Genomic DNA, 24,563 nt, shown 5'->3' on the forward strand with positions numbered 1-24,563 from the left:
CCAGCACCCGCGCCGCCGCTTTGCCTGATGCCGTCAGGCCGCGGTAATTGCCTTTAGCCCGGGGTTCTCCGGTTCCGGCGTAAATTCAACGCCGGCTTCATTGAGGATCCATGCCTCTAGCTTGTCGTGCCACATGCGCAGCAGGTCCAGCGGACGCACGTTGTAATGACGTTCCGCAATGGCAGACGGCTTAACGCAGCGCGTGACATGCGAGGTGCCGCATGATGAATGGTCACGACGCCGCGCGCGCACGTGACGCCCTGTTTTCGCTCGATGCCGGGTGCCCGCGCAGTGAGTGGGTGAGCGCCGGCATGGCGGCGAAGGCAGCCGGCCTGTCCGAGGCTGATTTCCTCGAGTGGTCAGCGACCGGCGCCAATTTTGGCGGAGAACGTGACGCCAAGTCTGCATGGAAGAGCTTTAAGCAGGATGGCGGTATTGGTCCGGCCACGCTATTCAGGATGGCGATGGATGCCGGCTGGCGTGATACGCACCCGCGCAACGTCACGCCGGCGGCGCGCGTACCGGCCTCGAAGCCGACGAACGTCGACACTCCCCGGAAGCCGCGCACCGACCTGGCCGCGACGTTCGACAGCTATCCGCCCGCAAGCGCCGACCATCCCTATATCGTTGCGAAACGCGGAACGCCGGACGGCCTGCACGTGGTGCCGAAAGATGACACGCTCACCGTCGGCGGGCAGCGCGTCGCCGGCTGGCTGGCGGTACCGGTTCGCTCGTTCGACGGCATGCTCTACACGGTCCAATTCATTCCGCCGCCGGGTGCCGGGAAGAAACTCAACGCACCCGGCGCGTCGTTCAACGATGGCTTGTTCATGGTCGGCGACATCACACCGGATGGAACGCTATACGTATGCGAAGGCATCGGGCAGGCGTGGGCATGCGCCAAGGCAGACTATCACGCCGCCGCTGCGGTCACGTTCGGCTCTGGCCGCACTCGCTCCATCGCGAAGGTGCTGCGCAAGCGGTTTCCGACGGCGCGCATCGTCATCGTGCCGGACCGCGGCAAAGAGGCGGACGCCGAAGCCATCGCCCGCGAGCTTACTGGTGCGTGGGTCGAAATGCCCTCCGACAAGCCTGCGAACTATGACGCGAACGACTACGAGGCTGAGTACGGCGTCGACACACTGGCGGATCTTCTCCGCGCCGCCAAGACGCCGCCCATGCGATACCGGTTGCAATCGGCCGACGACCTGCTGAGCGCGCCGCCGCTGCGATGGATGGTTCAAGGCGTGTTGCCGGCTTCCGGCTTTGGTGCCGTATATGGGCCGTCAGGTTCCGGGAAGTCGTTCCTGGTGCTCGACCTATGCACCGCCATCGCAGACGGTGCCGAGTGGTTCGGGCGGCGCGTGAACACCGCTCCCGTAACCTACGTGTGCCTCGAAGGCGAAGCGGGCCTCGGCAAGCGTGCCAAGGCGTGGAGTATCCGCCGGCAGTGCAATCTGCCGGTCCGCCTGCGCTTCGTCACGCAGCCGCTCGACCTGCGCCAGCCTGAAGACGTTGCCGACCTGTAACGCCGCCTCTAAAGTAGAGAGAAGTAGTGAAACCCCGAGCGCTTTCCGCGCTTACAAGATAGTAAGGAGAACTCTGATGACGCTCCCCGCATCGCCCCCGATGTCCATGTCGCAAATCGCAACCGAACTTGGCCGTACCTTGCCGCTCTCGCTGCTCGATTCATGGGTGCTCGCGCTGGCCGGCAAGAGCGGCGCACCGGTCAGCTTCAGCGATTTGCTCGGCAAGACCGGACGCTTTGACGGAGCCCTGACGGGCCAAGACACCGGTGGTGTCGCTCTCTTCGTGAATTTCCCAGCATCGACACCGTTTTTTGACACTACTCTGGTTACGCTGGAAAAGGACACCACGCCCCAAACGGTTCTGACGACTTCAGCTCCCTCGGCACATTGGTCCGGGAATATAAGGGCTATCAACAACACGACAGGCGTCAGCGTTGTCATGTCGAAATTCAGCGCAACGCAATGGGTGACACCGTCGGCTCCCGCGAACCTGATACGAAGCGGCCATACCGACAGCTTCACGATATTGCCCTCCGCCTGATGGGACGGGAAGATGGCGCGAACGCTCCGCCTGAGAAGAGGCCGAAACGGGCGGCGCGCTGTCTGATTCAGCAGGCAAAGAACAGGCGCCGCAGGGTTGTCTGGTAACAGAGAAATAACAGGTGGCGCACTTTCCCGTTTGGCCGAGAACAATCAAAAAGCAACCACACGGCGGTTCGCGCCCTTCGCTCAGAACGCAAGGAAACAGCCAATGCGGGCGACCACGGGTTGAAATCAATCAAAGGAAATCAAGCGCCGGACGAGTCAGCCTGCAAAATGCTTGCAGAATCAGTCGGGTAGCTCTATGGCGCGCATTCTCGGACAAATACGCGCGCGCGAGGCAACGGAGTTTTCCGTGCCCATAAAAAGGCCCGTTCGTTTTGCGACCAATACGCGCGTGCGCGCGCGAGGCGCATGAAAAGCCGCGGTAAGTTATCGGTAAAAAACCGGTCGATACCGTGGGAGCGCCAAAAGGTAATGGTCGAAATCGGCACCGAAGTTACGGCCTGAAACGGGAAGCTACCCGCCTCTATCCGAATATGCGCGCGCGAAAAACGCGACAACGCGGAAGTTGCGGCGATTGTCATCCGATGACCTGATACAACATTCCCGCCGAGATGCTCGTTCAATGGCCGGTAGTGCTAGCATCGCATGGCGAAGCTCGTACCCCAACAGATGCAGCACCGATGTGCTGCGCCAATCGAGCCGCGCACGGGGGAATAATGAAGAAGACATGCACGCTCCTTCTGTGTCTGGCGCTCGTATCCTGCGCCACCGTCCACGAAAGCTATGCGCCCGACGGCCGCCAGGCCTATACCCTTAACTGCAGTGGCTTGGCTCGAGGATGGGATAAATGCTTCGAGGCGGCAGGCAATCTTTGCAAAGCAGCCGGCTATGACGTGCTCGACCGGAGCGACGAAAGTGCAGCGGCTGTCGGAGCGGGTGGCGGCGGATTGTTCGGTGCGAAAACGAACGAGCGGTCGATGGTAATTGCCTGCAAGAAGCCGGTGGGCTGAGTGAGTCATCAGGCCGGTAGACCTCTCCGACGTTAGAGAAGAGTCATGCAGGGTGCCCGAGCTGTCCGACTTCCGGTGTATTCTGGCGCCGGCTGGATTAGCGGGAACACAACATGAAGAAAATCGGAAGCTTTGTATTCTGGGCCATTGTCGCGTTAGTGCTCGTGCGCGCTTATTACTCGGCCGATTTCGTCGCGTGGCGCGAAAGGCTCGTGTGCACCTACAAAGACCCGTCCGGCGATTGTCTGTCAGAGGATGAGCACATCAGGCGAATTGCCCACGATGCAGCGGTGGACGCTATTGCCGATTGGCGGGCTGAATGCTCCGGGCTCTACAGTTCAACCAACCCGGATTGCTCGTTGTTCCACCGCAATTAGAGTGAACGGACGCTAGGCTGCAACCTTCCAAACTGGCGGCGCGTTGACGGCAAATGCCTACATGGTGCCTACACGAACTCCAGAAAGCAAAAAGCCCAGTCGCAATGACTGGGCTAAGTGCTTGAATTCTTTGGGGTGGCTGATGGGACTCGAACCCACGACGACAGGAATCACAATCCTGGACTCTACCAACTGAGCTACAGCCACCACTGATACTGCTTTCTGCTCTTCGCTGTTTTTGTTTCAGCATCGAAGAAGCAAGATTATACGAAGTCTTTTGAATCTTGCAAAGCCTTTTTTTCAAAAAATTCTTCGGCTTCGTTCAGATGCGCGCGCGCCTCGTCGAACACGGCCAGATCGCCGCGCGCGAGCTTCTTGTTGTCGGACAGCACGCGACGCCAGCCGCGTGCGCCGGGCACGCCGCGATACAGCCCGAGCGCATGCCGCACGATCGCGCCGAGATAGGTCCCGCGCTTCAGCTCGGCCGCGCAGTATTCGATCAGTTGCGCTTCCGCTTCTTCGCGCGTCGGCACCGCGCCCGTCGATCCGTAGAACCGCGCATCGACCTCCGCGAGCACATACGGGTTGTGATACGCCTCGCGGCCGAGCATCACGCCATCGACATGCTCGAGATGCTGCGCGACTTCGTCCAGCGTCTTGATGCCACCGTTGATGACGATCTCCAGCGACGGAAAATCGCGCTTCAACTGATACGCATAGTCGTACTTGAGCGGCGGGATCTCGCGATTCTCCTTCGGCGACAGCCCCTTCAGGATCGCGTTGCGCGCATGCACGACGAACGTTTCGCAGCCGGCTTCGGCGACCGTGCCGACGAAGTCGCGCACGAACGCGTAATCCTCGACCGCGTCCACACCGATCCGGTGCTTGACCGTAACCGGCACCGACACCGCATCGCTCATTGCCTTCACGCAGTCGGCGACGAGCTGCGGCTCGTTCATCAGGCACGCGCCGAACGCGCCGCGCTGCACGCGCTCGGACGGACATCCGCAATTCAGGTTGATTTCGTCGTAGCCCCACTGCTCGCCGAGCTTCGCGGCGCGCGCGAGATCGTCGCGTTCGCTGCCGCCAAGCTGCAGCGCGACCGGCGATTCGTTCGGCGTGAACGCAAGATGCCGCTGGGCATCGCCGAACAGCAGCGCACCCGTCGTGATCATCTCCGTATACAGCCACGTATCGCGCGTCAGCGTACGGTGGAACGACCGGCAATGGCGATCGGTCCAGTCGAGCATCGGCGCGACGGATACGCGACGGGGAGGAAGCGAGGACGGTACGGACATGGAATTCGGGCAACAAGCCAGGCGGCGCGGAAACAACCGAGCATTTTACCGCAACATGGGCGGCACCTGCCCGGCGCCCGCGCTAGTCTCCCTCGCCCAGTTCCGCATCGACCGCCCTTCGCGCCTCGTCGAGCACGCGCTCGATCACGCGCCGTTCGGTCAGCAGCAACCCGTCGACCTTGGCGAGCCGCCAGTCGATCCGCACGGCGTCGCCCTGCAGCACGCGGTAGTGCGCATGCTCGCCGTCCCAGACCTGCTCGGTCTTCACCTCGATCTCGAAGCCGCGGTACGGCTCGCTGAAATCGCCGAGGTCGCTGCCTCTCGGTTCCATCGCACGCTCCGTGGCGACGCGGCGCCAGGCCGCCCATGCAGCCGGCGCCGTGCGCTCAGTCGTATTCGTCGGACAAAAAGGATTTGCCGTCGGCCGTCAGGTCGACGCGGTCGGCCGCCGCCTGATAGATCAGCCCCTCGTTCAGCAACGCATAGACGACGTCGCCAAACGCAGCAGGAACCGGCCGGCTTTCGCCGAACTGGTCGATCCACTTCAGCGCCTCGATGGCTTCGGGGGAAAGGATGGGGGTCATGCGTTGCCCTCCGGCATCGGTGTCGTTCCATCCTAACACTTCGTCCGGACGCCGAATACCAAGGGAAACGCGCTGCGGGAATGCCGGACGACGCCAACGGGCAGGCAGCCCGCCGGCGCCGCACCGGCGCAGGAAGCTCGCGCTCAGAGACGCGCGATCGATACTTCGGTCGACTTCACGAGTGCGACGACTTCCGCGCCAACCTTCAGTTCGAGCTCGTCGACCGAGCGGGTCGTGATCACCGACGTGACGATGCCGAACGGCGTCTCGACGTCGACCTCGGACACCACCGGACCGCGAATGATCTCCTTCACCTTGCCTTTGAACTGGTTACGCACGTTGATTGCAGTGATGCTCATCGGGTTGATCGCTCCGAAGAAAAAGTCTCAGAACGGGCGGCCGAAGCCGCCCGGATTTAAACGGCCCAGCGGATCTGCCCGACCGGTCGAACGTTGTCTGCTTCATGCACCGCGCCCGGTGCGGCCGCGCCTGGCCCGCCGGCGAGCACGCGCTTCAGCACGCGGTCTTCCAGCGCCGCAAACGCCGCCGATGCGCGAGCACGCGGCCGGTCGAGCGGTACGGGCTGGTCGAGCGCCACGCGCCCCTGCTCGATGAGCAGGATGCGGTCGCCGAGCGCGACCGCCTCCTGCACGTCGTGCGTGACGAGCAGCGCGGTGAACCGATGCTCGCGCCACAAGCGCTCGATCAGCGCATGCATCTCGATGCGGGTCAGCGCGTCGAGTGCGCCGAGCGGCTCGTCGAGCAGCAGCAGTTGCGGCCGGTGCACGAGTGCGCGCGCCAATGCCACACGCTGCCGTTGGCCGCCCGACAGTTGTGCGGGCCAGTCGTTCGCCCGCTCCAGCAGGCCGACTTCATCGAGCACCGCACGCGCGTCGTCGCGCGCGCCGCGCCCGAGGCCGAGCATCACGTTCTGCAGCACGGTCTTCCACGGCAGCAGGCGCGCATCCTGATACATGATCCGCGTATCGAGCGCACCGCCGCCGTCGCCGCGCGTCACGAGCGCGCCGCTGCTCGGCTGCTCGAGTCCCGCGACGAGACGCAGCAGCGTCGACTTGCCGCAGCCGCTGCGGCCGACGATCGCGACGAAGCTGCCGCGCGCAATGCCGAGTTCGACGTTGTCGAGCACGGTGCGCGCGCCGAAGCGCTTGCTGACGCCCGACAGCGTCACCGCGTCGTCGGGTGCCGGACTTCCCGCGCGCCGCCGCGCAAGCGGAACGACTGATGCGCTACCGTCACGATCGAGAATCGCCGCGTCGCGCGCATCGCCGTCCGCGACGCGTGCCTGCGCCAGCTCGGCCTCGAGGTCTGCGCCGGCGAGCGGGCCGTAGGCGGCCGCCGAAGTCGTCGCATTCATGCCTTTGCTCCTGATTGGTAAGCGGGGTGCCAGCGCAGCGTCACGCGCTCGAGCCATTTCGCCAGCACATCGGCCAGCTTGCCGAGCACCGCGTACAGCAGGATGCCGACCACCACCACATCGGTTTGCAGGAATTCACGCGCATTCATCGTCATGTAGCCGATGCCCGACTGCGCGGAGATGGTTTCCGCGACGATCAGCATCACCCACATCAGCCCGAGCGCGAAACGCACGCCGACGAGGATCGACGGCAACGCACCGGGCAGGATCACGTCGCGGTACAGCGCGAAGCCGCGCACGCCGTAACTCTTCGCCATTTCGATCAGGTTCGCGTCGACCGAGCGGATCCCGTGATACGTGTTGATGTAGATCGGGAAGAACACGCCGAGCGCCACGAGGAACAGCTTCGCCTTCTCGTCGATGCCGAACCACAGGATCACGAGCGGAATCATCGCGAGCGCCGGGATGTTGCGGATCATCTGGATCGTCGAATCGAGCGCGACCTCGGCGGCCTTCGACAGGCCGGTTGCGAGCCCCAGCGCGAGACCGACGCCGCCGCCGATCGCAAAACCGATCAGCGCGCGCCACGTGCTCACCTTCACGTTCGCCCACATTTCGCCCGACGTCACGAGCGACCATGCCGCCCGCACGACCGCAACCGGTTCGGGCAGCACGCGGGTCGACAGCCAGCCGGTGCGCGCACCGACTTCCCACACAACCAGCAGCGCGAAGGGCACGAGCCACGGCGCGACGCCGCGCCATGCGCGGGCGGCCACGGCGGCACCCGTCGTCGACGTTTTCGTTGTCATCGCAGGCCTCTCCTCGCTCAGCTCTGGCTTGCCTTCGGCAGATAGTTGTTGCCGACGATCTCGCCGAACGGCCCCGACAGCGGGCCGGCCGGCCGCTGCGCGCCCTTGCCCTTGATCAGCGGGAACACGAGTTCGGCAAAGCGATACGACTCCTCGAGGTGCGGGTAGCCGGACAGGATGAACGTCTCGATGCCGAGGTCCGCGTATTCGCGCATGCGCTCGGCGACCTGCTCGGGATTGCCGACGAGCGCGGTGCCCGCGCCGCCGCGCACGAGACCGACGCCGGCCCACAGGTTCGGATACACCTCGAGCGCCTCGCGACCGCCGCGCTTGCCCCCGTGCAGCGCGGCCATCCGGCGCTGACCTTCCGAGTCCATGTTCGCGAACGCCTTCTGCGCACGCGCGATCGTGTCGTCGTCGAGGCGGCTGATCAGGCGCTCGGCATCACGCCATGCTTCGTCCTCGGTCTCGCGCACGATCACGTGCAGGCGAATGCCGAACTTGATCTTGCGGCCGCGCGCCTCCGCGCGGGCACGGATGTCGGCGATCTTCTTCGCGACCGCCTCGGGCGGCTCGCCCCAGGTCAGATAGGTATCGATATGATCGGCGGCAATCGCGTGCGCGGCCGGCGACGAGCCGCCGAACCACAGCGGCGGATGCGGACGCTGCACGGGCGGATAAAGCGCCTTGCCGCCCTTCGACTGCAAGTGCTTGCCGATGTAGTCGAAGCCGCCATTGTCGTGCGACGCGGCAAGCAACCCGCGCCAGATGTTCAGGAAGTCGTCGGTGATCTCGTAGCGCGTATCGTGATCGGCGAACAGGCCATCTCCTTCGAGTTCGGCCGCATCGCCGCCCGTCACGACGTTGATCAGCAGGCGGCCGCCCGACAGGCGGTCGAACGTCGCGGCCATGCGCGCCGACAGCCCCGGCGACGCGATGCCGGGACGGATTGCAACCAGGAACTTCAGGCGCTGCGTCGCCGGAATGAGGCTCGACGCAACGACCCACGCATCCTCGCAGGAACGACCGGTCGGCAGCAGCACGCCTTCGTACCCAAGCGTGTCCGCCGCGACGGCGACCTGCTTGAAATAATCGTAATCCGCGGCGCGCGCGCCTTCGGCCGTGCCGAGGTAGCGGCTGTCGCCATGCGTGGGGATAAACCAGAACACATTCATCTGCTGCTCCTGCTTGACTGTTCTTGCCGAAATTTGAAAAAACATCGCCCTGCTCGCGTCGCGGACGAGCGACGCATGCATGGTGTGCGTTCGAATCGGGATGGTTCGCCGGTCAGGCCGTGCGGCGAGCGAATACGCGATTGCACGGCTGTTTCTGGGAAATCAGTCTAGGGATCGGTGCAGGGCTTTGGAACGATTTTTTTGAGCTTAGGTTTTCCGCTTTCGTGATTAGCACGACGCTGGAGCGAATATCGCGGCGACCGGGCCCTATAATGGCGTACCTATCCGAATAACTCCGCGCGCACGGCCCCGGCCGGGCGCGCCTGCGGTGCACTCATCGATGCAGAAAGTCATCCTGCCGTTCCTGTCCGGCTTCCTTGCCGCCCTGTTCTTCCGCGAGGCCACGCTCGCCCTCCTTCACACAGCGGACCTGATCGCCGCGGCCGGCTTCTCCACGCAGCCGTTCGCGCCGCTCGGCATTCCTGAATTTGTCGCGAACGCGCTGATCAGCGCGTGCTGCGCGATCCCGATGGCGTGGCTGTTGCGCGTGTCGCCGGAACGCGAAGCATCGTGGATCGGCGCACTCATGTTCGGCGGCATCGTGCTGACGGCAGCCCGCGTGTTCGCGATCGATCCGCTGCGCGGCATCTGGCCGTCGGGCAACATGATGCCCGTGCTCGCAGCCGGCTTCGCGGCGAACGCGGTGTGGGGCTTCGGCGCGCTCGTGTTCATGCGCGCGTTCATGTCGGACGACGCGGGCAACGAGTAACGCGGGCCCGGGCTCCGCGCCCTTCGACCGCAGAGCGATCGACGGTCAATAAGCGAAAAGGCCGCCTGCTTGTGCTGGCGGCCTTTTCGTTTCTGTCTCGCGCGCGGGTCAGTCGTTCAGGTTCCGCAGCGGATGCGTGTCGGGCGTCCACGGGCTGTCGAACATCGCGAGCACCTCGGCCCGATCGATGTCCGCGGCCGACTTGAAGCGCCAGGCCGGCTGGTGATCCTTGTCGACGATCAGTGCGCGCACGCCTTCGATCACGTCGCCGCGCGCGAACGTCGAGCGCGTGAGATCGAGATCGCGCCGCAGGCAATCGGCCATCGTCGCGCCGCGTGCGCGCTCGACGACTTCGAGCGACACGGCCATCGACAGCGGCGACAGTTGGCCGCGCATCGCGTGAGTCGCCTTCTCGACCCACCCGTCGACGGCCGCGCAATCCGGTTCGGCATCGAGCGACGCGAGGATCGCGTTGATGTCGGGCTGCGCGAAATGGCGGTCGATCCCGGCGCGCGCATCGGCCAGCGCTGACGTGTCCGGCGTCGGCACGACCTTGTGCGCGGCAGCCGCGTCGGCCACGCAGGCGACGGCCTGTGCACCGCTGTCGATGCGCGCGCTGCGCAGCGTGTCGAGCAGCGCCGGCAGCGCGGCATCGGGCAGATAGACGTCGGCGAGCTGCGCGTACAGTGCACCGGCCGCGTCGAGCGTCCCGCCCGTCACGGCGAGATAACGACCGATCGCACCGGGCGTGCGCGCGAGAAACCAGCTCATCCCGACGTCCGGGAACAGGCCGATGCGCGTTTCGGGCATCGCCATCTTCGTCGAATCGGTCACGACGCGCAGGCCGCCCGTATGCCGCGCCGCCTGCGAAATACCCATGCCGCCGCCCATCACGACGCCGTGCATCAGCGCGATATAAGGCTTCGGATAGGTGAAGATCGTATGGTTCAGCGTGTATTCGTCGATGAAGAACGCGTCGATCGCATCGCGGTCGCCGCGGTGCCACGCGTCGTGGAAAAAGCGCACGTCGCCGCCCGCGCAGAACGCGCGCGGATGCGGACTGTGCACGACGACCGCAACCACCTCCGGATCGTCGCGCCACGCGTCGAGCGCCTGCTGCATCAGCCGGATCATACCGACCGACAGCGCGTTCAATGCCTTCGGCCGGTTCAGTTCGAGAAAACCGATGCGGTTCGCGACATAGGCGCGCACGTCAGGCTGGGCGGACTCGGCAGAAACGGCAGCGGAAGTGGAATCGGTCATGAGGGCCATCCGGCAAACAGCAGTCGCACGTTCAGTGCGCCTGCATCTTCGAGAACAGGTTCAGCACCACGACGCCCGAGATGATCAGCCCTAGACCGATCATCGCCGGCACGTCCGGCACCTGACGATAGAGCAGCATCGCGACGAGCGTGATCAGCACGATGCCGGCGCCCGACCAGACTGCATAGATGATGCCGACGGGCATCGTGCGCAGCGTCAGCGACAGGCAGTAGAACGCGATGCCGTAACCGGCGACGACGAGCGCCGACGGCCAGAAGCGCGTGAAGCCGTCCGCCGCGCGCAGCGCGGACGTGCCGACCACTTCCGCGACGATCGCGATCGCGAGCCATGCGTATCCGGGAAGCTGCATCGCTCAGCTCCTTGCGAGGGCCAGCACGGCGTAGTCCTGGCCGAGCTCGGTACACAGCGCCTCGACGACGAATTCGTGGTCCGCGCGCTGCGGCAGCCCCGACGCGGTGATCGAGCCGATCACGCCGGCGCCCGCGACGGTCAGCGGAAACGAACCGCCGTGCGGCGAATATTCGGCGATCGGCAACCCGTGCTTGTCCGCCAGCGTGGCGCCGGCCTGCTGCATGCGCAGGCCGATCGCATACGAGCTGCGCCGGAAATGCGCGACGACGTTGCGCTTGCGGCGCACCCAGTCGGCATTGTCGGGGGTCGCACCGGCGAGTGCCGCGTAGAACAGCGGCTGGCCGAACGTGACGATGTCGATCGCGATGGCATGGCCGCGCGACGTCGCGAGCGCATGCATCCGGTTGCCGAGCGCCCACGCGCGGGCCGCGTCGAAATGGGGAAACACGAGCGCCTGTTCCTGCGCGCCGATCGATTGAAGATCGTGAGCGATGTCCATGAATCCGTCGATGCAATAAGGTGAGCCGCAGCGGTGCCGATGCGATCGCGCACGGCGCCGCTACCGAAGAGGCGAAACAAACCGCTCGATTCTAGCGCACGCGCCCACCGTGCCGTCCCCGCAAGACGCGACACGCGATTGTCAGAAAGTGCTTGCGTGCGCTCGGGTAACTCCTTATAATTCATTTCTTCGACGGACGCGGGGTGGAGCAGTCTGGCAGCTCGTCGGGCTCATAACCCGAAGGTCGTAGGTTCAAATCCTACCCCCGCAACCAACGTCCAGATTCATGCAAAAAGCCCGGCCCAGCGCCGGGCTTTTTGTTTTTCCGCACCCGATCCCCGCCCCCTCTTCGCGCACGCATGCCGCTTCGCACGGCACGCCGCCCGCATGTGCAGGCGTTCGAGAATGCCGCGCCCCGGTGATACACTCGCATCACCTCGTCCCTTCCACTCGACATGAAATTCTGCTCCGTCTGCGGTCACGAAGTCATCGCGCGCATTCCTCCGGGCGACAACCGCGAGCGCTTCGTCTGCGATCACTGCGGCACGATCCATTACCAGAATCCGCGCAACGTCGTCGGCACGGTCCCGGTCTGGGGCGACCAGATCCTGCTGTGCCGCCGCGCGATCGAACCGCGCTACGGATTCTGGACGCTGCCCGCGGGCTTCATGGAAATGGGCGAGACGACGGCCGAAGCCGCCGCGCGCGAAACGCTCGAGGAAGCCGGCGCGCGCGTCGAGATACAGAACCTGTTCACGCTGCTCAACGTGCCGCACGTGCACCAGGTCCACCTGTTCTACCTCGCGCGGCTCACCGATCCGGGTTTCGAAGCCGGCGAGGAAAGCCTCGAAGTGAAGCTGTTCGACGAAGCCGACATCCCGTGGGACGAAATCGCGTTCCCGACCGTCAGCCAGACCCTGCGATTCTTCTTCGCCGATCGCGCCGCCGGCGACTACGGCGTGCACACCGGCGATATCTTCCGCTCGCTGCGCAACGGCTGAGCTCGCCCCCATGGTCCCCTGGCTCGGCCCGGACGATCCGTTTCCGCCCATCGAACGCGCGCTCGGTCCCGCGACCGGCGCGCCCGGGCTGCTCGCCGCGAGCGCCGACCTGCTGCCGTCGCGCCTCATCGACGCGTACCTGCGCGGCATCTTCCCGTGGTACTCGGACGGCCAGCCGGTGCTGTGGTGGAGCCCCGACCCGCGCATGATCCTCGTGCCGGCCGAATTCAAGGTGTCGCCGTCGCTGCGCAAGACGCTGAAGCGCGTGCTGCGCGAGCCCGCATGGGAAGTGCGCGTCGATCACGACTTTCCGGGCGTGATGCGCGCCTGCGCGCAGGCGCCGCGCCGCGGGCAGCGCGGCACGTGGATCACGGCGGAGATCATCGACGCCTATACGTCGCTCTACCGCTCCGGCAACGCGCACAGCATCGAGACATGGCGCGACGGGCGCCGCGTCGGCGGCCTGTACGGCGTGTCGTTCGGGCGGATGTTTTTTGGCGAATCGATGTATGCGGATGCCACCGACGCATCGAAAATCGCGCTGGCCGCGCTCGTCGCCCACCTTCGCGACCAGGGGCTGGAGATGATAGACTGCCAGCAGAATACGTCGCATCTAGCGTCGCTCGGCGGCCGCGAGATCGCACGCAAGGCCTTTGTCGCTCACGTGCGCCGCGCGGTAGCCGAACCGCCGATTCCGTGGCAGTTCGACAAGCGCGTGCTCGCCGCGCTGACGGGCCCCGCCGAAACGGCGGCGCCCTCCGGGATCGAGCGCTAGCGCGGCACTCCTTCCCTGCATCGAGAGCTGCCCATGACTCACCCGACTGAGCTGCCGCTTTCACCGCTTTCGGCGCTGCAATTCTATGCAACGGCGCCCTATCCGTGCAGCTATCTGGACGGCCGTATCGCGCGCTCGCAAGTCGCGACGCCGAGCCACCTGATCAACTCGGACATCTACACCGAACTCGTGAAGGCCGGCTTCCGGCGCTCGGGCGTCTTCACGTATCGCCCGTACTGCGACGGCTGCCGCGCCTGCGTACCGGTGCGTGTGCCCATCGACGCGTTCGTGCCGTCGCGCACACAGCGCAGGATGTGGAAACGGCACCGCGCGCTCGTCGCGACGGTCTCGCCTCTGCACTACGACGAAGAACACTACGCGCTCTACATGCGCTACCAGTCCGCGCGTCACGCGGGCGGCGGAATGGATCGCGACAGCCGCGACCAGTACGAGCAGTTCCTGCTGCAGAGCCGGATCAACTCGCGCCTCGTCGAATTCCGCGACCTCGACGCCCCGGGCGGCGAGCGCGGCAAGCTGCGCATGGTCAGCATGATCGACATCCTCGGCGACGGACTGTCGTCCGTCTACACGTTCTTCGAGCCCGACGACCGGCACACGAGCTACGGCACCTACAACATCCTGTGGCAGATCGAGCAGGCGAAGAGCCTCGGGCTGCCGTACGTGTACCTCGGCTACTGGATCCGCGAGAGCCCGAAGATGGCGTACAAGGCGAACTTCCACCCGCTCGAAGGGCTGATCGACGGCCGCTGGACGATACTCGATCCGGAACGGGTCGACCTGCCGCCCGTCGATGCGGCACTGGCCCGCGCGCCGTTGCCGGGCGGGCATTCCGGCTCGGGCTGACGCGCACCGCGGGGCTACGAAGCGAAGCACGCCCCTGCCGCGCAACTCCCGGTAAAATAGCGGGTTGTCATTCATTTCGGCTGCCCGCCCAATTCCCGTGTTCAGTTCCCTCTATCCGCTGGCCCGCGCATCCCTGTTCAAGATGGATGCGGAAGACGCTCACCACCTCACGCTGCGCGCGCTCGGCGCGGCCGGCCGCACGGGCCTCGCCTGCGCGCTGTCGGCCCGCGTGCCCGACGCGCCGCGCACCGTGATGGGGCTCACGTTCCGCAACCCGGTCGGCCTCGCGGCCGGCCTCGACAAGGACGGCGCAGCCATCGACGGCCTCGCGGCGCTCGGCTTCGGCTTCATCGAGGTCGGCACGGTCACGCCGCGTCCGCAGCCCGGCAACCCGCGCCCGCGGATGTTCCGCCTGCCGCAAGCCGAAGCGCTGATCAACCGGATGGGCTTCAACAACCACGGCGTCGACCAGTTCGTGAAGAACGTCCAGGCAGCCCGCTATCGCGGCATCCTCGGCCTGAACATCGGCAAGAACGCCGATACGCCGATCGAACGCGCGGCCGAGGACTACCTGTACTGCCTCGAACGCGTATACCCGTTCGCGAGCTACGTGACGATCAACATCTCGTCGCCGAACACGAAGAACCTGCGCCAGCTGCAGGGCGCGGGCGAGCTCGACGCGCTGCTCGCGGCGCTCAAGGACAAGCAGCAGCGCCTCGCCGACCTGCACGGCAAGCTCGTGCCGCTCGCGCTGAAAATCGCGCCCGATCTCGACGACGAACAGGTCAAGGAAATCGCCGACACGCTGTTGCGCCATAAGATCGAAGCGGTGATCGCCACCAACACGACGCTGTCGCGCGCGGCCGTCCAGGGCCTGCCGCACGCGGACGAAGCCGGCGGCCTGTCGGGCCGCCCGGTGTTCGACGCGTCGAACGAAGTGATCCGCAAGCTGCATGCCGAAGTCGGCAGCGAAGTGCCGATCATCGGCGTCGGCGGCATTTTCTCGGGCGAGGACGCCCGGGCGAAGCTCGCGGCCGGCGCATCGCTGGTCCAGCTTTATACGGGCTTCATCTACCGCGGCCCCGCGCTCGTCTCGGAATGCGTGAAGGCGATCGCCCGCGAGCGCACCGCGTAAGTAATATAGGCATAAACAAACGATATTTATCGACTGATTGCATTTTTGCTATCATCGGTCGCACTATCGGAACAGAGCCCCAGCTGGGGCAAGGAAGCTCACACGATGAAATTTTCGCTGCTGAAGAAGCTGCTGGTTGCGGGCCTGATCGGCTCGTCGTTCGCCGCCGCCACCGCGCATGCGGCCGATCTCCTCGACCAGGTGAAACAACGGGGCACGCTGCGGATCGGCCTCGAGGGCACGTTCCCGCCGTTCAACTCGAAGAACCCGCAAGGCGAACTGGTCGGCTTCGACGTCGACGTCGCGAAGGCCGTCGCCGCGAAGCTCGGCGTGAAGGCCGAGTTCGTGACGACCGAATGGAGCGGCATCATCGCGGGCCTGCAGGCCGGCAAGTTCGACGTGATCGCCAACCAGGTCGGCATCACCGACAAGCGCAAGGAGACGCTCGACTTCTCGCCAGCGTACACGTACTCGTCCGCGCAACTGATCCAGCGCAAGGACGACTCGCGTGACTTCAAGTCGCTGGAAGACCTGAAGGGCAAGAAGCTCGGCGTCGCACTCGGCACGAACTACATGGACATGGCGAAGTCGGTGCCCGGCATCGACGTGAAGACGTACCCGGGCGCGCCCGAGTACCTGCGCGATCTCGCGGCCGGCCGCCTCGACGCAGCGCTCAACGACCGCCTGATGCTCGCGTACCTGACGAAGAATTCGCAGTTGCCGCTGCGCCCGGGCGCGAACGTCGGCTCGGCGAACCCGTCGGGTATCCCGTTCAAGAAGGGCAACCCGAAGTTCCAGAAGGCGATCGACGACGCGATGGCCCAGCTCGCGGCCGACGGCACGTTCACGAAGATCTCGGACAAGTGGTTCGGCATCGACGTGACGAAGCCGATCAAGTAAGCACGCCTGCATTTCCCGCCTGACGGCGGGCCGGACAGGGCGGCATCCGCAACGATGCCGCCCTTTGCTTTATTCGTCCGGTTTATGATTGCGCTTTCGCGCACGCATCCGATTCGTATTCCATGTCGACAACGTCCCTGCTCGTCCAATCGCTGCCGGTGCTCGCCCAGGGCGCCGTACTGACCGTCAAGTTCGCCGTGCTGTCGATGGTGTTCGGCCTGCTCGGCGCTGTCGTGCTCGCGATGATGGGCATCCGGCAAAGCGAGCCGCTCGACGGCTTCGAACGCATCTGGGTCAATGCGCTTGCGTGGCTCGCGCGCGCATACGTGAGCCTGATGCGCGGCACGCCGCTGCTCGTGCAGATCTTCGTCATCTACTACGGGCTGCCGAGCCTCGGCATCTCGCTCGAACCGACGCCGGCCGGCGTCATCGCGCTCTCCGCGAACGTCGCGGCTTACATGTCCGAAAGCATGCGCGGCGCGATCAACGGCATCCACCGCGGCCAGTGGCTCGCGTCGTACAGCCTCGGGCTGTCGTGGGGGCAGACGCTGCGCTACGTGATCGGCCCGCAGGCGTTGCGCATCGCGGTGCCGAGCCTGTCGAACAGCCTGATCAGCCTGATCAAGGACACGTCGCTCGTGTCCGTGATCACCGTGACCGAACTGCTGCGCAGCGCGCAGGAAGTGATCGCGGCGACCTACCAGCCGCTGCCGCTCTATCTCGCCGCCGCGGCCGTGTACTGGATCCTGTGCCAGATCCTCGAATGGGCGCAGCGCTGGTACGAAAAGCGCCTGTCGCTGCCGTCGCGGCACTGAGCGCACGCCATCCGCCGGGCCGCGCACACGGGCCCGGCACTTTCGTTCCCGCCTACTCGCCCGAATAGCGCACGCCGAGCGCGGCACGCGCGGCATCGGTCATCGCGATCATCTGCCGCGAATGGTCGTGCGTCATGATCGGGCTTTCGGTTTCGCCCGCGAGCAGCAGGTCGCAGAAATGCGCGGTCTCGTAGTTCAGCCCGCCGCCTTCGGCCGGGGCGTCGAGTTCGACGGTGCGCCCATCCGCATAACGGATCGTCGCGCGCGCGGGGTTCCACCATTTCTCGTGAATCGTCACGTGCCCGCCGGCCGCGGCGATCAGCGCATCGCCGCGGCCCATCACGTCGAGCCCGCAAAAGAGCTGCGCGATCCCGCCGTTCGCGTGCAGGCTGTTCAGGCTCGCGAACATGTCGACGCCCGTCGCGCCGACGCGGCCGAGCGTCTGCACGTCGAGCGCCGCGCCGAGCCAGTCGACCGCGAGAAACGCCTCGTAGATCCCGATATCGAGCAGCGCGCCGCCCGCGCGATCGAGGCGATAGACGGAATGGTCGCCGGGTACCGACGACGATGCGCACCCCGCGCGCACGAGCCGGATCTCGCCGATCGGATCGTCATGCAGGTGCGCACGCAGCTGGCGGTACAGCGGAAAGAACGGCGGCTTCATCGCTTCCATGAAGAGCCGACCGGCGTCGCGTGCCGCACGCAGCACGGTATCGAGTTGCGCCGCGTTCAGCGTTGCGGGCTTTTCGCACAGCACGGCCTTGCCGGCGGCAAGTGCGGCCAGCGTGTACTGCGCGTGACTGTCATGGAGCGTCGCGATGTAGACCGCGTCGATGTCGCTCGCGAGGAGCGCTTCGAGGCTCGCGGCAGGCGTGCCGCCGCATGTCTCGCAAAAGGCTGCCGCTGCGTCGGCGCGGCGGGCCCAGGCACCGGCGAGCGTGGCGCCCGGCACGTGCGCGAGGCTTTGTGCGAAGCGGCGCGCGATGCTGCCTGCGCCAACGATGCCGAAGCGCACCGGGCGGTGGTCGTTGTCGTTCATCCTGATCTTCCGTGTCGGTCGTATGACGGTGGCCGGCACGCTGCCGACCGGCCGTCATGATAAACGGCTCGCCGGCACACGGATGAGCGACGCGAGCAGGTTCAGGCACGCATGGGCACGTCGACGGAGAAATCGCGCGAGATCTCGTCGGCGCTGAAATCGATCAGCGCGAGCGAGGCCGCTTCGGCTTCGCGCGGATCGCGCCGTTCGATCGCATCGACGACACGCGCATGCGCCTTCACCGCGATCTCGTGCGCGCCTTCCTTCTGCACGACGCGCGGATTCACGAGACGCACCGCACCGCGCACGATCGCCGCCATCTGCTGGAAGAACTGGTTGCCGCTCGCCTGCACGATCCGCGTGTGCAGCAACTCGTCCGCCGTGTCGTAGCCGGGATCGCCGGGCTGCAGCACCTTGAACGCATCGAACGCTTCACGGATCCCCGCGATGTCGGCCGCGGTCGCACGCACCGCCGCCTGCGCGGTCGCGCGCGGTTCGATCAGCATTCGAAATTCGATGACGTCGCGCATGAACTGCGGATCGGGTTTTGCCCGAAATCGCCAGCTCACGACGTCTTCGTCGATCATTCGCCAGTCGCGCATCGGCCGCACGCGCGTGCCGACTTTCGGCCGCACGTCCAGCATGTCGCGCGCAAGCAACATCGACAACGCTTCCCGCATCACCGTGCGACTCACGTCGAACTCTTTCGACAGCACGTCCTGTGGCGGCAAGATGCCGCCGTACTTGTCTTCGACGATACCCGAGACAAGCCCATCCATCACTTTGGCGACCAGTGACCGGTCTTTGCCCTGCTCCATGACACCTCCCCGTGCGTCGATTTGCGAACATCTGCTCCGCAGTTCCGCCGGCCCTGGTTACTACTGTTCTTATGATCTATAAGTTGATGAGTTCGAGGATATTTCGCTATCTGGTAAACACCTGACAGGGTTATCCCTCTTTTTGACGGGGTGATTTATAAGGCTACAAAAAAGGCCCGGGAAGCGCGCTGCGCCTGCCGGGCCGTGATTTCCACAAGATTTAAACATGCAGTCCATTACGGGTTCCTGATACCGTTACGGACTGCTTCTCATTCAGCTCGCTTCGGCCGAATAAACGATCGTTTCAACGCCGTTTTCCGTGCCGAGCAAGCACAGATTCGCGCCGCGCTCGGCAAACAACCCGACCGTCACGACACCCGGCCATGCGTTCACCTGCGCTTCAAAGCCGCGCGGATCGGCGATCTGCAGCCCCTTCACGTCGATGATCTCGTTGCCGTTGTCGGTGATGTACGGTGCGCCGTCCTTCGTCACGCGCAGCACGGGCACGCCGCCGAGCGCGGTCACGCGCCGGCCGATCGCCGTGCGCGCCATCGGCACGACCTCGATCGGCAGCGGGAACGCGCCGAGCACCGGCACGCGCTTGCTGGCGTCGGCGATGCAGACGAACGTGTCGGCCACCGACGCGACGATCTTCTCGCGCGTGAGCGCGCCGCCACCGCCCTTGATCATCGCGCCGCTCGCGTCGATCTCGTCGGCGCCGTCGACGTACACCTGCAGCGAGTCGACCTCGTTCAGGTCGAACACCTTGATGCCGTGCGATTTCAGGCGTTCGGTCGTGGCGACGGAACTCGACACGGCGCCGCGATAGCGCGACTTGACGACGGCGAGTGCGTCGATGAAGCAGTTGGCGGTCGAGCCGGTGCCGACGCCGATCACGGCGCCTTCCGGCACGTTCTGGATCACGTAATCGGCGGCGGCCTGGCCGACGAGGCGTTTGAGTTCGTCTTGAGTCATGGCGTGGTAATGCTGTGGGATTGCGGAAAACCGCCAGTTTACCGGACTCGGATGACGGCCCGCGTTTTTCGGCGCGCGGCGCGCCGTGCGTTCAGGGTGTGACCGCCTCTGGCGCGTTGTCCGTCGGCTGCGTGCCGGGGAAGTATTTGTCGAGCAACGCCTGTGCGATCGCGTCGCTTTCGGCGTCCGGATTGCCCGCATAGTCGGACGGACGGAAATGCATCTGGAACGCCGCGAATACGCGCCGCGTGCGCGCGTCGAGCACGCCGTCGGTCGGCACGTCGTAGCCGTAGCGCGCGAGCTTGAGCTGCAGTTCGCGCACATCGACCAACGCGTGCGGATCGCGGCCGCCGAGCCGGGCGGCCACGGTTGCATCGTCCGGCCATGCGCCGACGCCGGCCAGTGCGAGCGCATGCCACGGGAACAGCGGACCCGGATCGATCTTGCGTTGCGGCGCGATGTCGCTGTGCCCGATCACGCGCGTCGGCGGGATCGCGTAGCGTACGACGATGTCCTTCGACAGGCGGGTCAACGCATCGATCTGTTCGGGCGAGTACGGCTGCCAGGTGCGATTCTGCGGATCGAGCGGCCCGCGGTTCACGTTTTCGATGCCGATCGACGCCGCGTTCAATTCGGTCGCGCCCTGCCACTCGCTGACGCCCGCGTGCCATGCGCGCATCGATTCCGGAACGAGCTGGTAGACGACGGGCATCCCGTGTTCGATGCGCGGCTGCGGCGGCACGACGTAATGCACGCTGACCGAATCGCCCGTCAGCGTGCGCAGCGACTTCGCTTCGTCGCTTTCGGTGTAATGCATCACGAGAAAGCGGATCCGCGAATCGGCACCGCGCGCGTACAGGCTCGTGTCGGCGTAGTAGGTGCCGCGTTCGACGAGCGACGGCGACGTGCAGGCAGCCAGCAGGCATAGCACGGCGCATGATGCGCCGAGGCGAAACAGGGTCATCGGTCGCAAGTTCCGGAGAACCGCGTGCCGCATCGCATCGCGGCACGCGTCGTTCGGGTCATGCCAGGCACGCGCATATTGCGCGAGACAGGATGTGTCAGCCCTTCACGCGCCGCTGGCGCACGGCTTCGTACAGGCACACGCCGCTTGCGACCGACACGTTCAGGCTTTCCACGCTGCCGGCCATCGGGATGCTCATCACCTCGTCGCAGGTGTCGCGCGTGAGCCGGCGCATGCCTTCGCCTTCCGCGCCCATCACGAGCGCGACGGGGCCGTCGAGCTTCGTATCGTAGAGCGTCGCCGACGCCTCGTCCGACGTGCCGATGATCCACACGCCGGCTTCCTTCAGCTCGCGCAGCGCGCGCGCGAGGTTCGTCACCGTGATGTACGGCACCGTATCGGCCGCACCGCTCGCCACCTTGGCCGCAGTCGCGTTCAGGCCGACCGCACGGTCGCGCGGCGCGATCACCGCGTGCGCGCCGGCCGAATCGGCAACGCGCAGGCATGCGCCGAGGTTGTGCGGATCGGTGACGCCGTCGAGCACGAGCAGCAGCGCGGGACCCTGGATGCCGTCGAGCAGCTCGGACAGGTTCTGCGCGAGCGGCACGTCCTCGACACGCGCGACGACGCCCTGGTGGCGCTCGGTATGGGCGAGGCCCCACAGGCGCGTTTCGTCGGCCGCGATCAGCCGCACGCCCGCTTCCTTCGCGGTGTGCAGGAAGTCCTGCATGCGGCGGTCGCGGCGCGTCTGGTCGTACAGCACCTCCGCAACCGTCGATGCATCGTGCCGCAAACGTGCGGTCACCGCATGAAAACCGTAAAGAACCTTCAGACGTGACATGACTGGAACAACCTTCGATCAAACGTGCGGCCGCGCGACGCGCGCGGCCGCGATCCATGGAAAAGGAAAGCGCCGCGTTGCCGGCCGATGACCGGTGACGCGGCGTCTCTCGATACTGCAGGGCGTGCGCTTGCGCCGCCCCGAACGCTCAATACTTCTTGCGGGCGCGTGCCTTCTTCGCGGTCGGCTTCGCCGCCGCACCGCCACTGCCACCGCTGCCGCCCTTCTTGCGTGCGGCACGCGCTTCCTTCACCGCGACGCTCGGTGCGCTTGCGGCCTTCTTGCGGCGCGGCGCGAGCTCTTCCGCCTGCGGCAGCGCACGCACGCGCGGGCCGTTGCGATCGGCACCGGCACCGGCACCGGTGCCTGCGGCAGCCGGCGCGGGCGACGGGCGCGGCGCCTTCACCGGCGTATCGCGCACGAGGCGGAAATCGATCTTGCGCGCGTCGAGATCGACGCGGCTCACCTGCACGCGCACGCGGTCCGACAGACGATAGCGGATGCCCGTCCGTTCGCCGCGCAGCTCATTCTTGATCTCGTCGTACTGGAAGTAGTCCGAGCCGAGTTCCGTGACGTGCACGAGCCCTTCGATGAACAGCGTGTCGAGCTGCACGAAGATGCCGAACGACGTGACGCCGTTCACCATCCCGCCGTATTCCTCGCCGAGCTTGTCGCGCATGAAGTAGCACTTGAGCCATGCCTCGACGTCGCGCGACGCTTCGTCCGCACGCCGCTCGTTCGCCGAGCAATGCAGGCCGAGCTCTTCCCAGATCGCCGTGTTAGAGCGCGAGCGGTTGCGCGCTTCGTCGTCGGCCTGCTGCATCGCGCGGGCGCGCGGCGACAGCGCGGTGTTCAGCTCGAAGCCCTCCGGCGCCTTCGGCACGTACTTCTTGCCGGACAGGATCGAATAGATCGCGCGGTGCGTGAGCAGGTCGGGATAACGACGGATCGGGCTCGTGAAGTGCGCGTACGCCTCGTACGCGAGACCGAAGTGGCCGATGTTGTCCGGGCTGTAGACGGCCTGCTGCATCGAACGCAGCAGCATCGGCTGCAGCATCTGCGCGTCGGGCCGGTCGCGGATCTGCGCCATCAGCGCCGCGTAGTCGCTTGCATGCGGCTTGTCGCCGCCGCCGAGCGACAGGCCCATGCCGCGCAGGAACGCACGCAGGTTCTCGAGCTTCTCCGGCGTCGGCCCCGCGTGCACGCGGTACAGGCCCGGATGCTTGTTGCGCTTCAGGAAGTCGGCCGCGCAGACGTTCGCGGCCAGCATGCACTCCTCGATCAGCTTGTGCGCATCGTTGCGCTGGCGCGGCACGATCTGCTCGATCTTGCCCTGCGAGTTGCAGACGATGTAGGTCTCGGTCGTATCGAAGTCGATCGCGCCGCGCTTCTGCCGTGCGGCGAACAGCGACTTGTAGACGCCGTACAGGTTCTGCAGGTGCGGCAGCAGCTCCGCGCGGCGCGCGGCCTCCGGCCCCTTCGTGTTCGACAGCACGGCCGCCACTTCAGTGTACGTAAGGCGCGCAGCCGAATGGATCACGGCCGGATAGAACTGGTACGCCTTGATCTCGCCGCGCGCGGTGATCACCATGTCGCACGCGAGCACGCAGCGGTCGACTTGCGGGTTCAGCGAACACAGGCCGTTCGACAGCTTCTCCGGCAGCATCGGGATCACGCGGCGCGGGAAATAGACCGACGTGCTGCGCTCGAGCGCGTCGGCATCGAGCCCGTTGCCCGGCTGTACGTAGTACGACACGTCGGCGATCGCGACGATCAGCCGGAAGCCGTCGCCGCGACCGACCTTGACCGGCTCGCAGTAAACGGCGTCGTCGAAGTCCCGTGCGTCCTCGCCGTCGATCGTCACGAGCGGCACGTCGCGCAGGTCGACGCGGAAACGCAGGTCGGCCGGCCGCACCTTGTCGGGCAGCGCGGCGGCTTCGTCGAGCGCCGGCTGGCTGAATTCATGCGGCACGCCGTACTTGCGCACCGCGATTTCGATTTCCATGCCCGGATCGTCGATGTCGCCGAGCACTTCGACGACGCGGCCGAGCGGCTGCGAATGACGGCTCGGGAAATCGGTCAGCTCGACGACGACGACCTGCCCGACCTTCGCCTTCTTCACGTTCTGCGTGATCAGGATGTCGTGGCCGATGCGCTTGTCTTCCGGCGCGACGATCAGCGCGCCGTTCTCGTTGAGCAGGCGGCCGATCACGCGCTTGTTCGCGCGCTCGGTGACTTCGACGACATGTCCTTCAGGCCGGCCGCGGCGATCGTAGCCGACGATCCGCGCGAGCACGCGGTCGTTGTGCATCACCTTCTGCATTTCGCCGTTCGGCAAAAACAGGTCGTCCTGACCGTCGTCGCGGATCACGAATCCGTAGCCGTCGCGATGCCCTTGCACGCGCCCTGCGACGAAATTCGACGGATGGGTCAACTGGTAGTGGCCGCGCTTGTCGAGGCGGATCTGGCCGTCGCGCTCCATCGCGGCGACACGCCGGAAGAACCCTTCGCGCTCCTGACGCTTGATCGACAGTGCTTCGGCGATGTCGTTGGCAGCCAGCGGCGCATCGCTCGTACGCAGCACGCCGAGAATTTCTTCACGGCTCGGAATGGGGTACGGATATTTGCTCAAGGGTTTGTCGATGATTGTTCTCGTTGCGTTGACTGATGGTGCACGGCATCAACATAGAGGTGTCCGTCAGTCAGACAGTTCTATATTGACGGCGGCGGGTCATTCTATCACCCGCCTGTGTCGCCAAATGACGGGAATGCCGCGGGCGGGCGCGACGGCGGCCGGTTTGCGATGCATCGCAAAAAAGTGTTGACACGA

General features: G+C 65.6%; 27 protein-coding genes and 2 tRNA genes. 12 read left to right on the forward strand and 17 right to left on the reverse strand.

The genetic code is table 11. The annotated features are described in order from the left end of the window. The first annotated feature begins 221 nt into the window (after positions 1-221). The 4 genes from ACNQQL_RS03920 (at position 222) to ACNQQL_RS03935 (ending at position 3,462) form a co-directional block, all read left to right on the forward strand. A complete protein-coding gene (locus ACNQQL_RS03920) occupies positions 222-1,529 on the forward strand; it encodes an AAA family ATPase (protein ID WP_347063281.1) in 1,308 nt (435 codons plus the stop codon). Between the two features lie 76 nt (positions 1,530-1,605). Then, entirely contained in the window at positions 1,606-2,070 is a 465-nt protein-coding gene (locus ACNQQL_RS03925; RefSeq protein ID WP_347063282.1) for a hypothetical protein, read from the forward strand. 721 nt (positions 2,071-2,791) lie between these two features. Continuing rightward, positions 2,792-3,085, forward strand: a complete 294-nt coding sequence (locus ACNQQL_RS03930) for a hypothetical protein (protein WP_347063283.1) — start codon at positions 2,792-2,794, stop codon at positions 3,083-3,085. Between the two features lie 113 nt (positions 3,086-3,198). Continuing rightward, on the forward strand, positions 3,199-3,462 hold the full coding sequence (locus ACNQQL_RS03935) for a hypothetical protein (RefSeq protein ID WP_347063284.1): 264 nt from the start codon (positions 3,199-3,201) through the stop codon (positions 3,460-3,462). 131 nt (positions 3,463-3,593) lie between these two features. On the opposite strand, the gene ACNQQL_RS03940 is transcribed toward ACNQQL_RS03935, so the two are convergent. The 8 genes from ACNQQL_RS03940 to ssuD all read right to left on the reverse strand — a co-directional run bounded on the left by ACNQQL_RS03940 (position 3,594) and on the right by ssuD (position 8,703). Beyond that, positions 3,594-3,669, reverse strand: a tRNA-His gene (locus ACNQQL_RS03940). 56 nt (positions 3,670-3,725) lie between these two features. After that, positions 3,726-4,712 carry a tRNA dihydrouridine(20/20a) synthase DusA gene (dusA, locus tag ACNQQL_RS03945; RefSeq protein WP_239483395.1) on the reverse strand — a complete coding sequence of 329 codons (987 nt, stop codon included), beginning with the start codon at positions 4,710-4,712 and terminating at the stop codon, positions 3,726-3,728. Positions 4,713-4,842: 130 nt separating this feature from the next. Then, positions 4,843-5,091 (reverse strand): hypothetical protein, encoded by a 249-nt coding sequence (locus ACNQQL_RS03950; protein ID WP_347063285.1) that lies wholly within the window; start codon positions 5,089-5,091, stop codon positions 4,843-4,845. Positions 5,092-5,146: 55 nt separating this feature from the next. Beyond that, complete coding sequence (locus tag ACNQQL_RS03955) at positions 5,147-5,344, reverse strand: hypothetical protein (RefSeq protein WP_011351863.1); 198 nt, start codon at positions 5,342-5,344, stop codon at positions 5,147-5,149. A gap of 143 nt (positions 5,345-5,487) precedes the next feature. Then, entirely contained in the window at positions 5,488-5,703 is a 216-nt protein-coding gene (locus ACNQQL_RS03960; protein WP_006400187.1) for a TOBE domain-containing protein, read from the reverse strand. Between the two features lie 56 nt (positions 5,704-5,759). Continuing rightward, positions 5,760-6,719 carry an ATP-binding cassette domain-containing protein gene (locus ACNQQL_RS03965; RefSeq protein ID WP_347063286.1) on the reverse strand — a complete coding sequence of 320 codons (960 nt, stop codon included), beginning with the start codon at positions 6,717-6,719 and terminating at the stop codon, positions 5,760-5,762. Further along, positions 6,716-7,528, reverse strand: coding sequence for an aliphatic sulfonate ABC transporter permease SsuC (gene ssuC, locus ACNQQL_RS03970; RefSeq protein ID WP_347063287.1), 813 nt, complete (start codon positions 7,526-7,528; stop codon positions 6,716-6,718). Before ssuC ends, ACNQQL_RS03965 begins: the two co-directional genes overlap by 4 nt. Before the next feature lie 17 nt (positions 7,529-7,545). Next, the gene (ssuD, locus tag ACNQQL_RS03975; protein WP_072441762.1) at positions 7,546-8,703 is read right to left on the reverse strand and encodes an FMNH2-dependent alkanesulfonate monooxygenase; all 1,158 of its coding nucleotides are present in this window, start codon (positions 8,701-8,703) and stop codon (positions 7,546-7,548) included. A 340-nt stretch (positions 8,704-9,043) separates the two neighbouring features. Here ssuD and ACNQQL_RS03980 point away from each other — a divergent pair, with 340 nt between their 5' ends. Next, positions 9,044-9,472 carry a hypothetical protein gene (locus ACNQQL_RS03980; RefSeq protein WP_111017165.1) on the forward strand — a complete coding sequence of 143 codons (429 nt, stop codon included), beginning with the start codon at positions 9,044-9,046 and terminating at the stop codon, positions 9,470-9,472. A 108-nt stretch (positions 9,473-9,580) separates the two neighbouring features. On the opposite strand, the gene ACNQQL_RS03985 is transcribed toward ACNQQL_RS03980, so the two are convergent. The 3 genes from ACNQQL_RS03985 to ACNQQL_RS03995 are packed head-to-tail and all read right to left on the reverse strand — an operon-like array spanning position 9,581 to position 11,606. Next, on the reverse strand, positions 9,581-10,735 hold the full coding sequence (locus ACNQQL_RS03985; RefSeq protein WP_347063288.1) for an enoyl-CoA hydratase/isomerase family protein: 1,155 nt from the start codon (positions 10,733-10,735) through the stop codon (positions 9,581-9,583). Positions 10,736-10,766: 31 nt separating this feature from the next. After that, positions 10,767-11,105 carry a DMT family transporter gene (locus tag ACNQQL_RS03990; protein ID WP_072441585.1) on the reverse strand — a complete coding sequence of 113 codons (339 nt, stop codon included), beginning with the start codon at positions 11,103-11,105 and terminating at the stop codon, positions 10,767-10,769. A gap of 3 nt (positions 11,106-11,108) precedes the next feature. After that, positions 11,109-11,606, reverse strand: a complete 498-nt coding sequence (locus ACNQQL_RS03995) for a heme-degrading domain-containing protein (RefSeq protein ID WP_347063289.1) — start codon at positions 11,604-11,606, stop codon at positions 11,109-11,111. 197 nt (positions 11,607-11,803) lie between these two features. Between ACNQQL_RS03995 and ACNQQL_RS04000 the strand changes: the two genes are divergently transcribed. The 7 genes from ACNQQL_RS04000 (at position 11,804) to ACNQQL_RS04030 (ending at position 17,096) form a co-directional block, all read left to right on the forward strand. Next, positions 11,804-11,880, forward strand: a tRNA-Met gene (locus ACNQQL_RS04000). Positions 11,881-12,061: 181 nt separating this feature from the next. Beyond that, the gene (locus ACNQQL_RS04005) at positions 12,062-12,607 is read left to right on the forward strand and encodes an NUDIX hydrolase (RefSeq protein WP_072441591.1); all 546 of its coding nucleotides are present in this window, start codon (positions 12,062-12,064) and stop codon (positions 12,605-12,607) included. 10 nt (positions 12,608-12,617) lie between these two features. Beyond that, on the forward strand, positions 12,618-13,382 hold the full coding sequence (gene aat / locus ACNQQL_RS04010; RefSeq protein ID WP_347063290.1) for a leucyl/phenylalanyl-tRNA--protein transferase: 765 nt from the start codon (positions 12,618-12,620) through the stop codon (positions 13,380-13,382). A 33-nt stretch (positions 13,383-13,415) separates the two neighbouring features. Then, the gene (locus ACNQQL_RS04015) at positions 13,416-14,246 is read left to right on the forward strand and encodes an arginyltransferase (protein ID WP_347063291.1); all 831 of its coding nucleotides are present in this window, start codon (positions 13,416-13,418) and stop codon (positions 14,244-14,246) included. A 97-nt stretch (positions 14,247-14,343) separates the two neighbouring features. Continuing rightward, positions 14,344-15,381, forward strand: coding sequence for a quinone-dependent dihydroorotate dehydrogenase (locus ACNQQL_RS04020; RefSeq protein WP_111017170.1), 1,038 nt, complete (start codon positions 14,344-14,346; stop codon positions 15,379-15,381). 105 nt (positions 15,382-15,486) lie between these two features. Then, positions 15,487-16,281 (forward strand): cystine ABC transporter substrate-binding protein, encoded by a 795-nt coding sequence (locus ACNQQL_RS04025; RefSeq protein WP_204426282.1) that lies wholly within the window; start codon positions 15,487-15,489, stop codon positions 16,279-16,281. 122 nt (positions 16,282-16,403) lie between these two features. After that, the gene (locus tag ACNQQL_RS04030; RefSeq protein WP_034184073.1) at positions 16,404-17,096 is read left to right on the forward strand and encodes an amino acid ABC transporter permease; all 693 of its coding nucleotides are present in this window, start codon (positions 16,404-16,406) and stop codon (positions 17,094-17,096) included. Positions 17,097-17,148: 52 nt separating this feature from the next. On the opposite strand, the gene ACNQQL_RS04035 is transcribed toward ACNQQL_RS04030, so the two are convergent. The 6 genes from ACNQQL_RS04035 to rnr form a co-directional block, all read right to left on the reverse strand. Continuing rightward, positions 17,149-18,135, reverse strand: a complete 987-nt coding sequence (locus ACNQQL_RS04035; RefSeq protein WP_347063292.1) for a Gfo/Idh/MocA family oxidoreductase — start codon at positions 18,133-18,135, stop codon at positions 17,149-17,151. Between the two features lie 101 nt (positions 18,136-18,236). Beyond that, positions 18,237-18,953, reverse strand: coding sequence for a FadR/GntR family transcriptional regulator (locus ACNQQL_RS04040; RefSeq protein ID WP_034184071.1), 717 nt, complete (start codon positions 18,951-18,953; stop codon positions 18,237-18,239). A gap of 273 nt (positions 18,954-19,226) precedes the next feature. Continuing rightward, positions 19,227-19,928, reverse strand: a complete 702-nt coding sequence (rpiA, locus tag ACNQQL_RS04045; protein ID WP_072441611.1) for a ribose-5-phosphate isomerase RpiA — start codon at positions 19,926-19,928, stop codon at positions 19,227-19,229. Positions 19,929-20,019: 91 nt separating this feature from the next. Continuing rightward, positions 20,020-20,892 carry an N-acetylmuramoyl-L-alanine amidase gene (locus ACNQQL_RS04050; protein WP_347063293.1) on the reverse strand — a complete coding sequence of 291 codons (873 nt, stop codon included), beginning with the start codon at positions 20,890-20,892 and terminating at the stop codon, positions 20,020-20,022. A gap of 97 nt (positions 20,893-20,989) precedes the next feature. Next, positions 20,990-21,733 (reverse strand): 23S rRNA (guanosine(2251)-2'-O)-methyltransferase RlmB, encoded by a 744-nt coding sequence (gene rlmB / locus ACNQQL_RS04055; protein WP_034184068.1) that lies wholly within the window; start codon positions 21,731-21,733, stop codon positions 20,990-20,992. Positions 21,734-21,881: 148 nt separating this feature from the next. Next, positions 21,882-24,365 (reverse strand): ribonuclease R, encoded by a 2,484-nt coding sequence (gene rnr, locus ACNQQL_RS04060; protein ID WP_347063294.1) that lies wholly within the window; start codon positions 24,363-24,365, stop codon positions 21,882-21,884. Positions 24,366-24,563 lie beyond the last annotated feature (198 nt).

Origin of the sequence: Burkholderia sp. LFS061, assembly GCF_047978125.1 — a bacterium.
In the GTDB taxonomy this organism is placed as follows: domain Bacteria; phylum Pseudomonadota; class Gammaproteobacteria; order Burkholderiales; family Burkholderiaceae; genus Burkholderia; species Burkholderia pyrrocinia_C.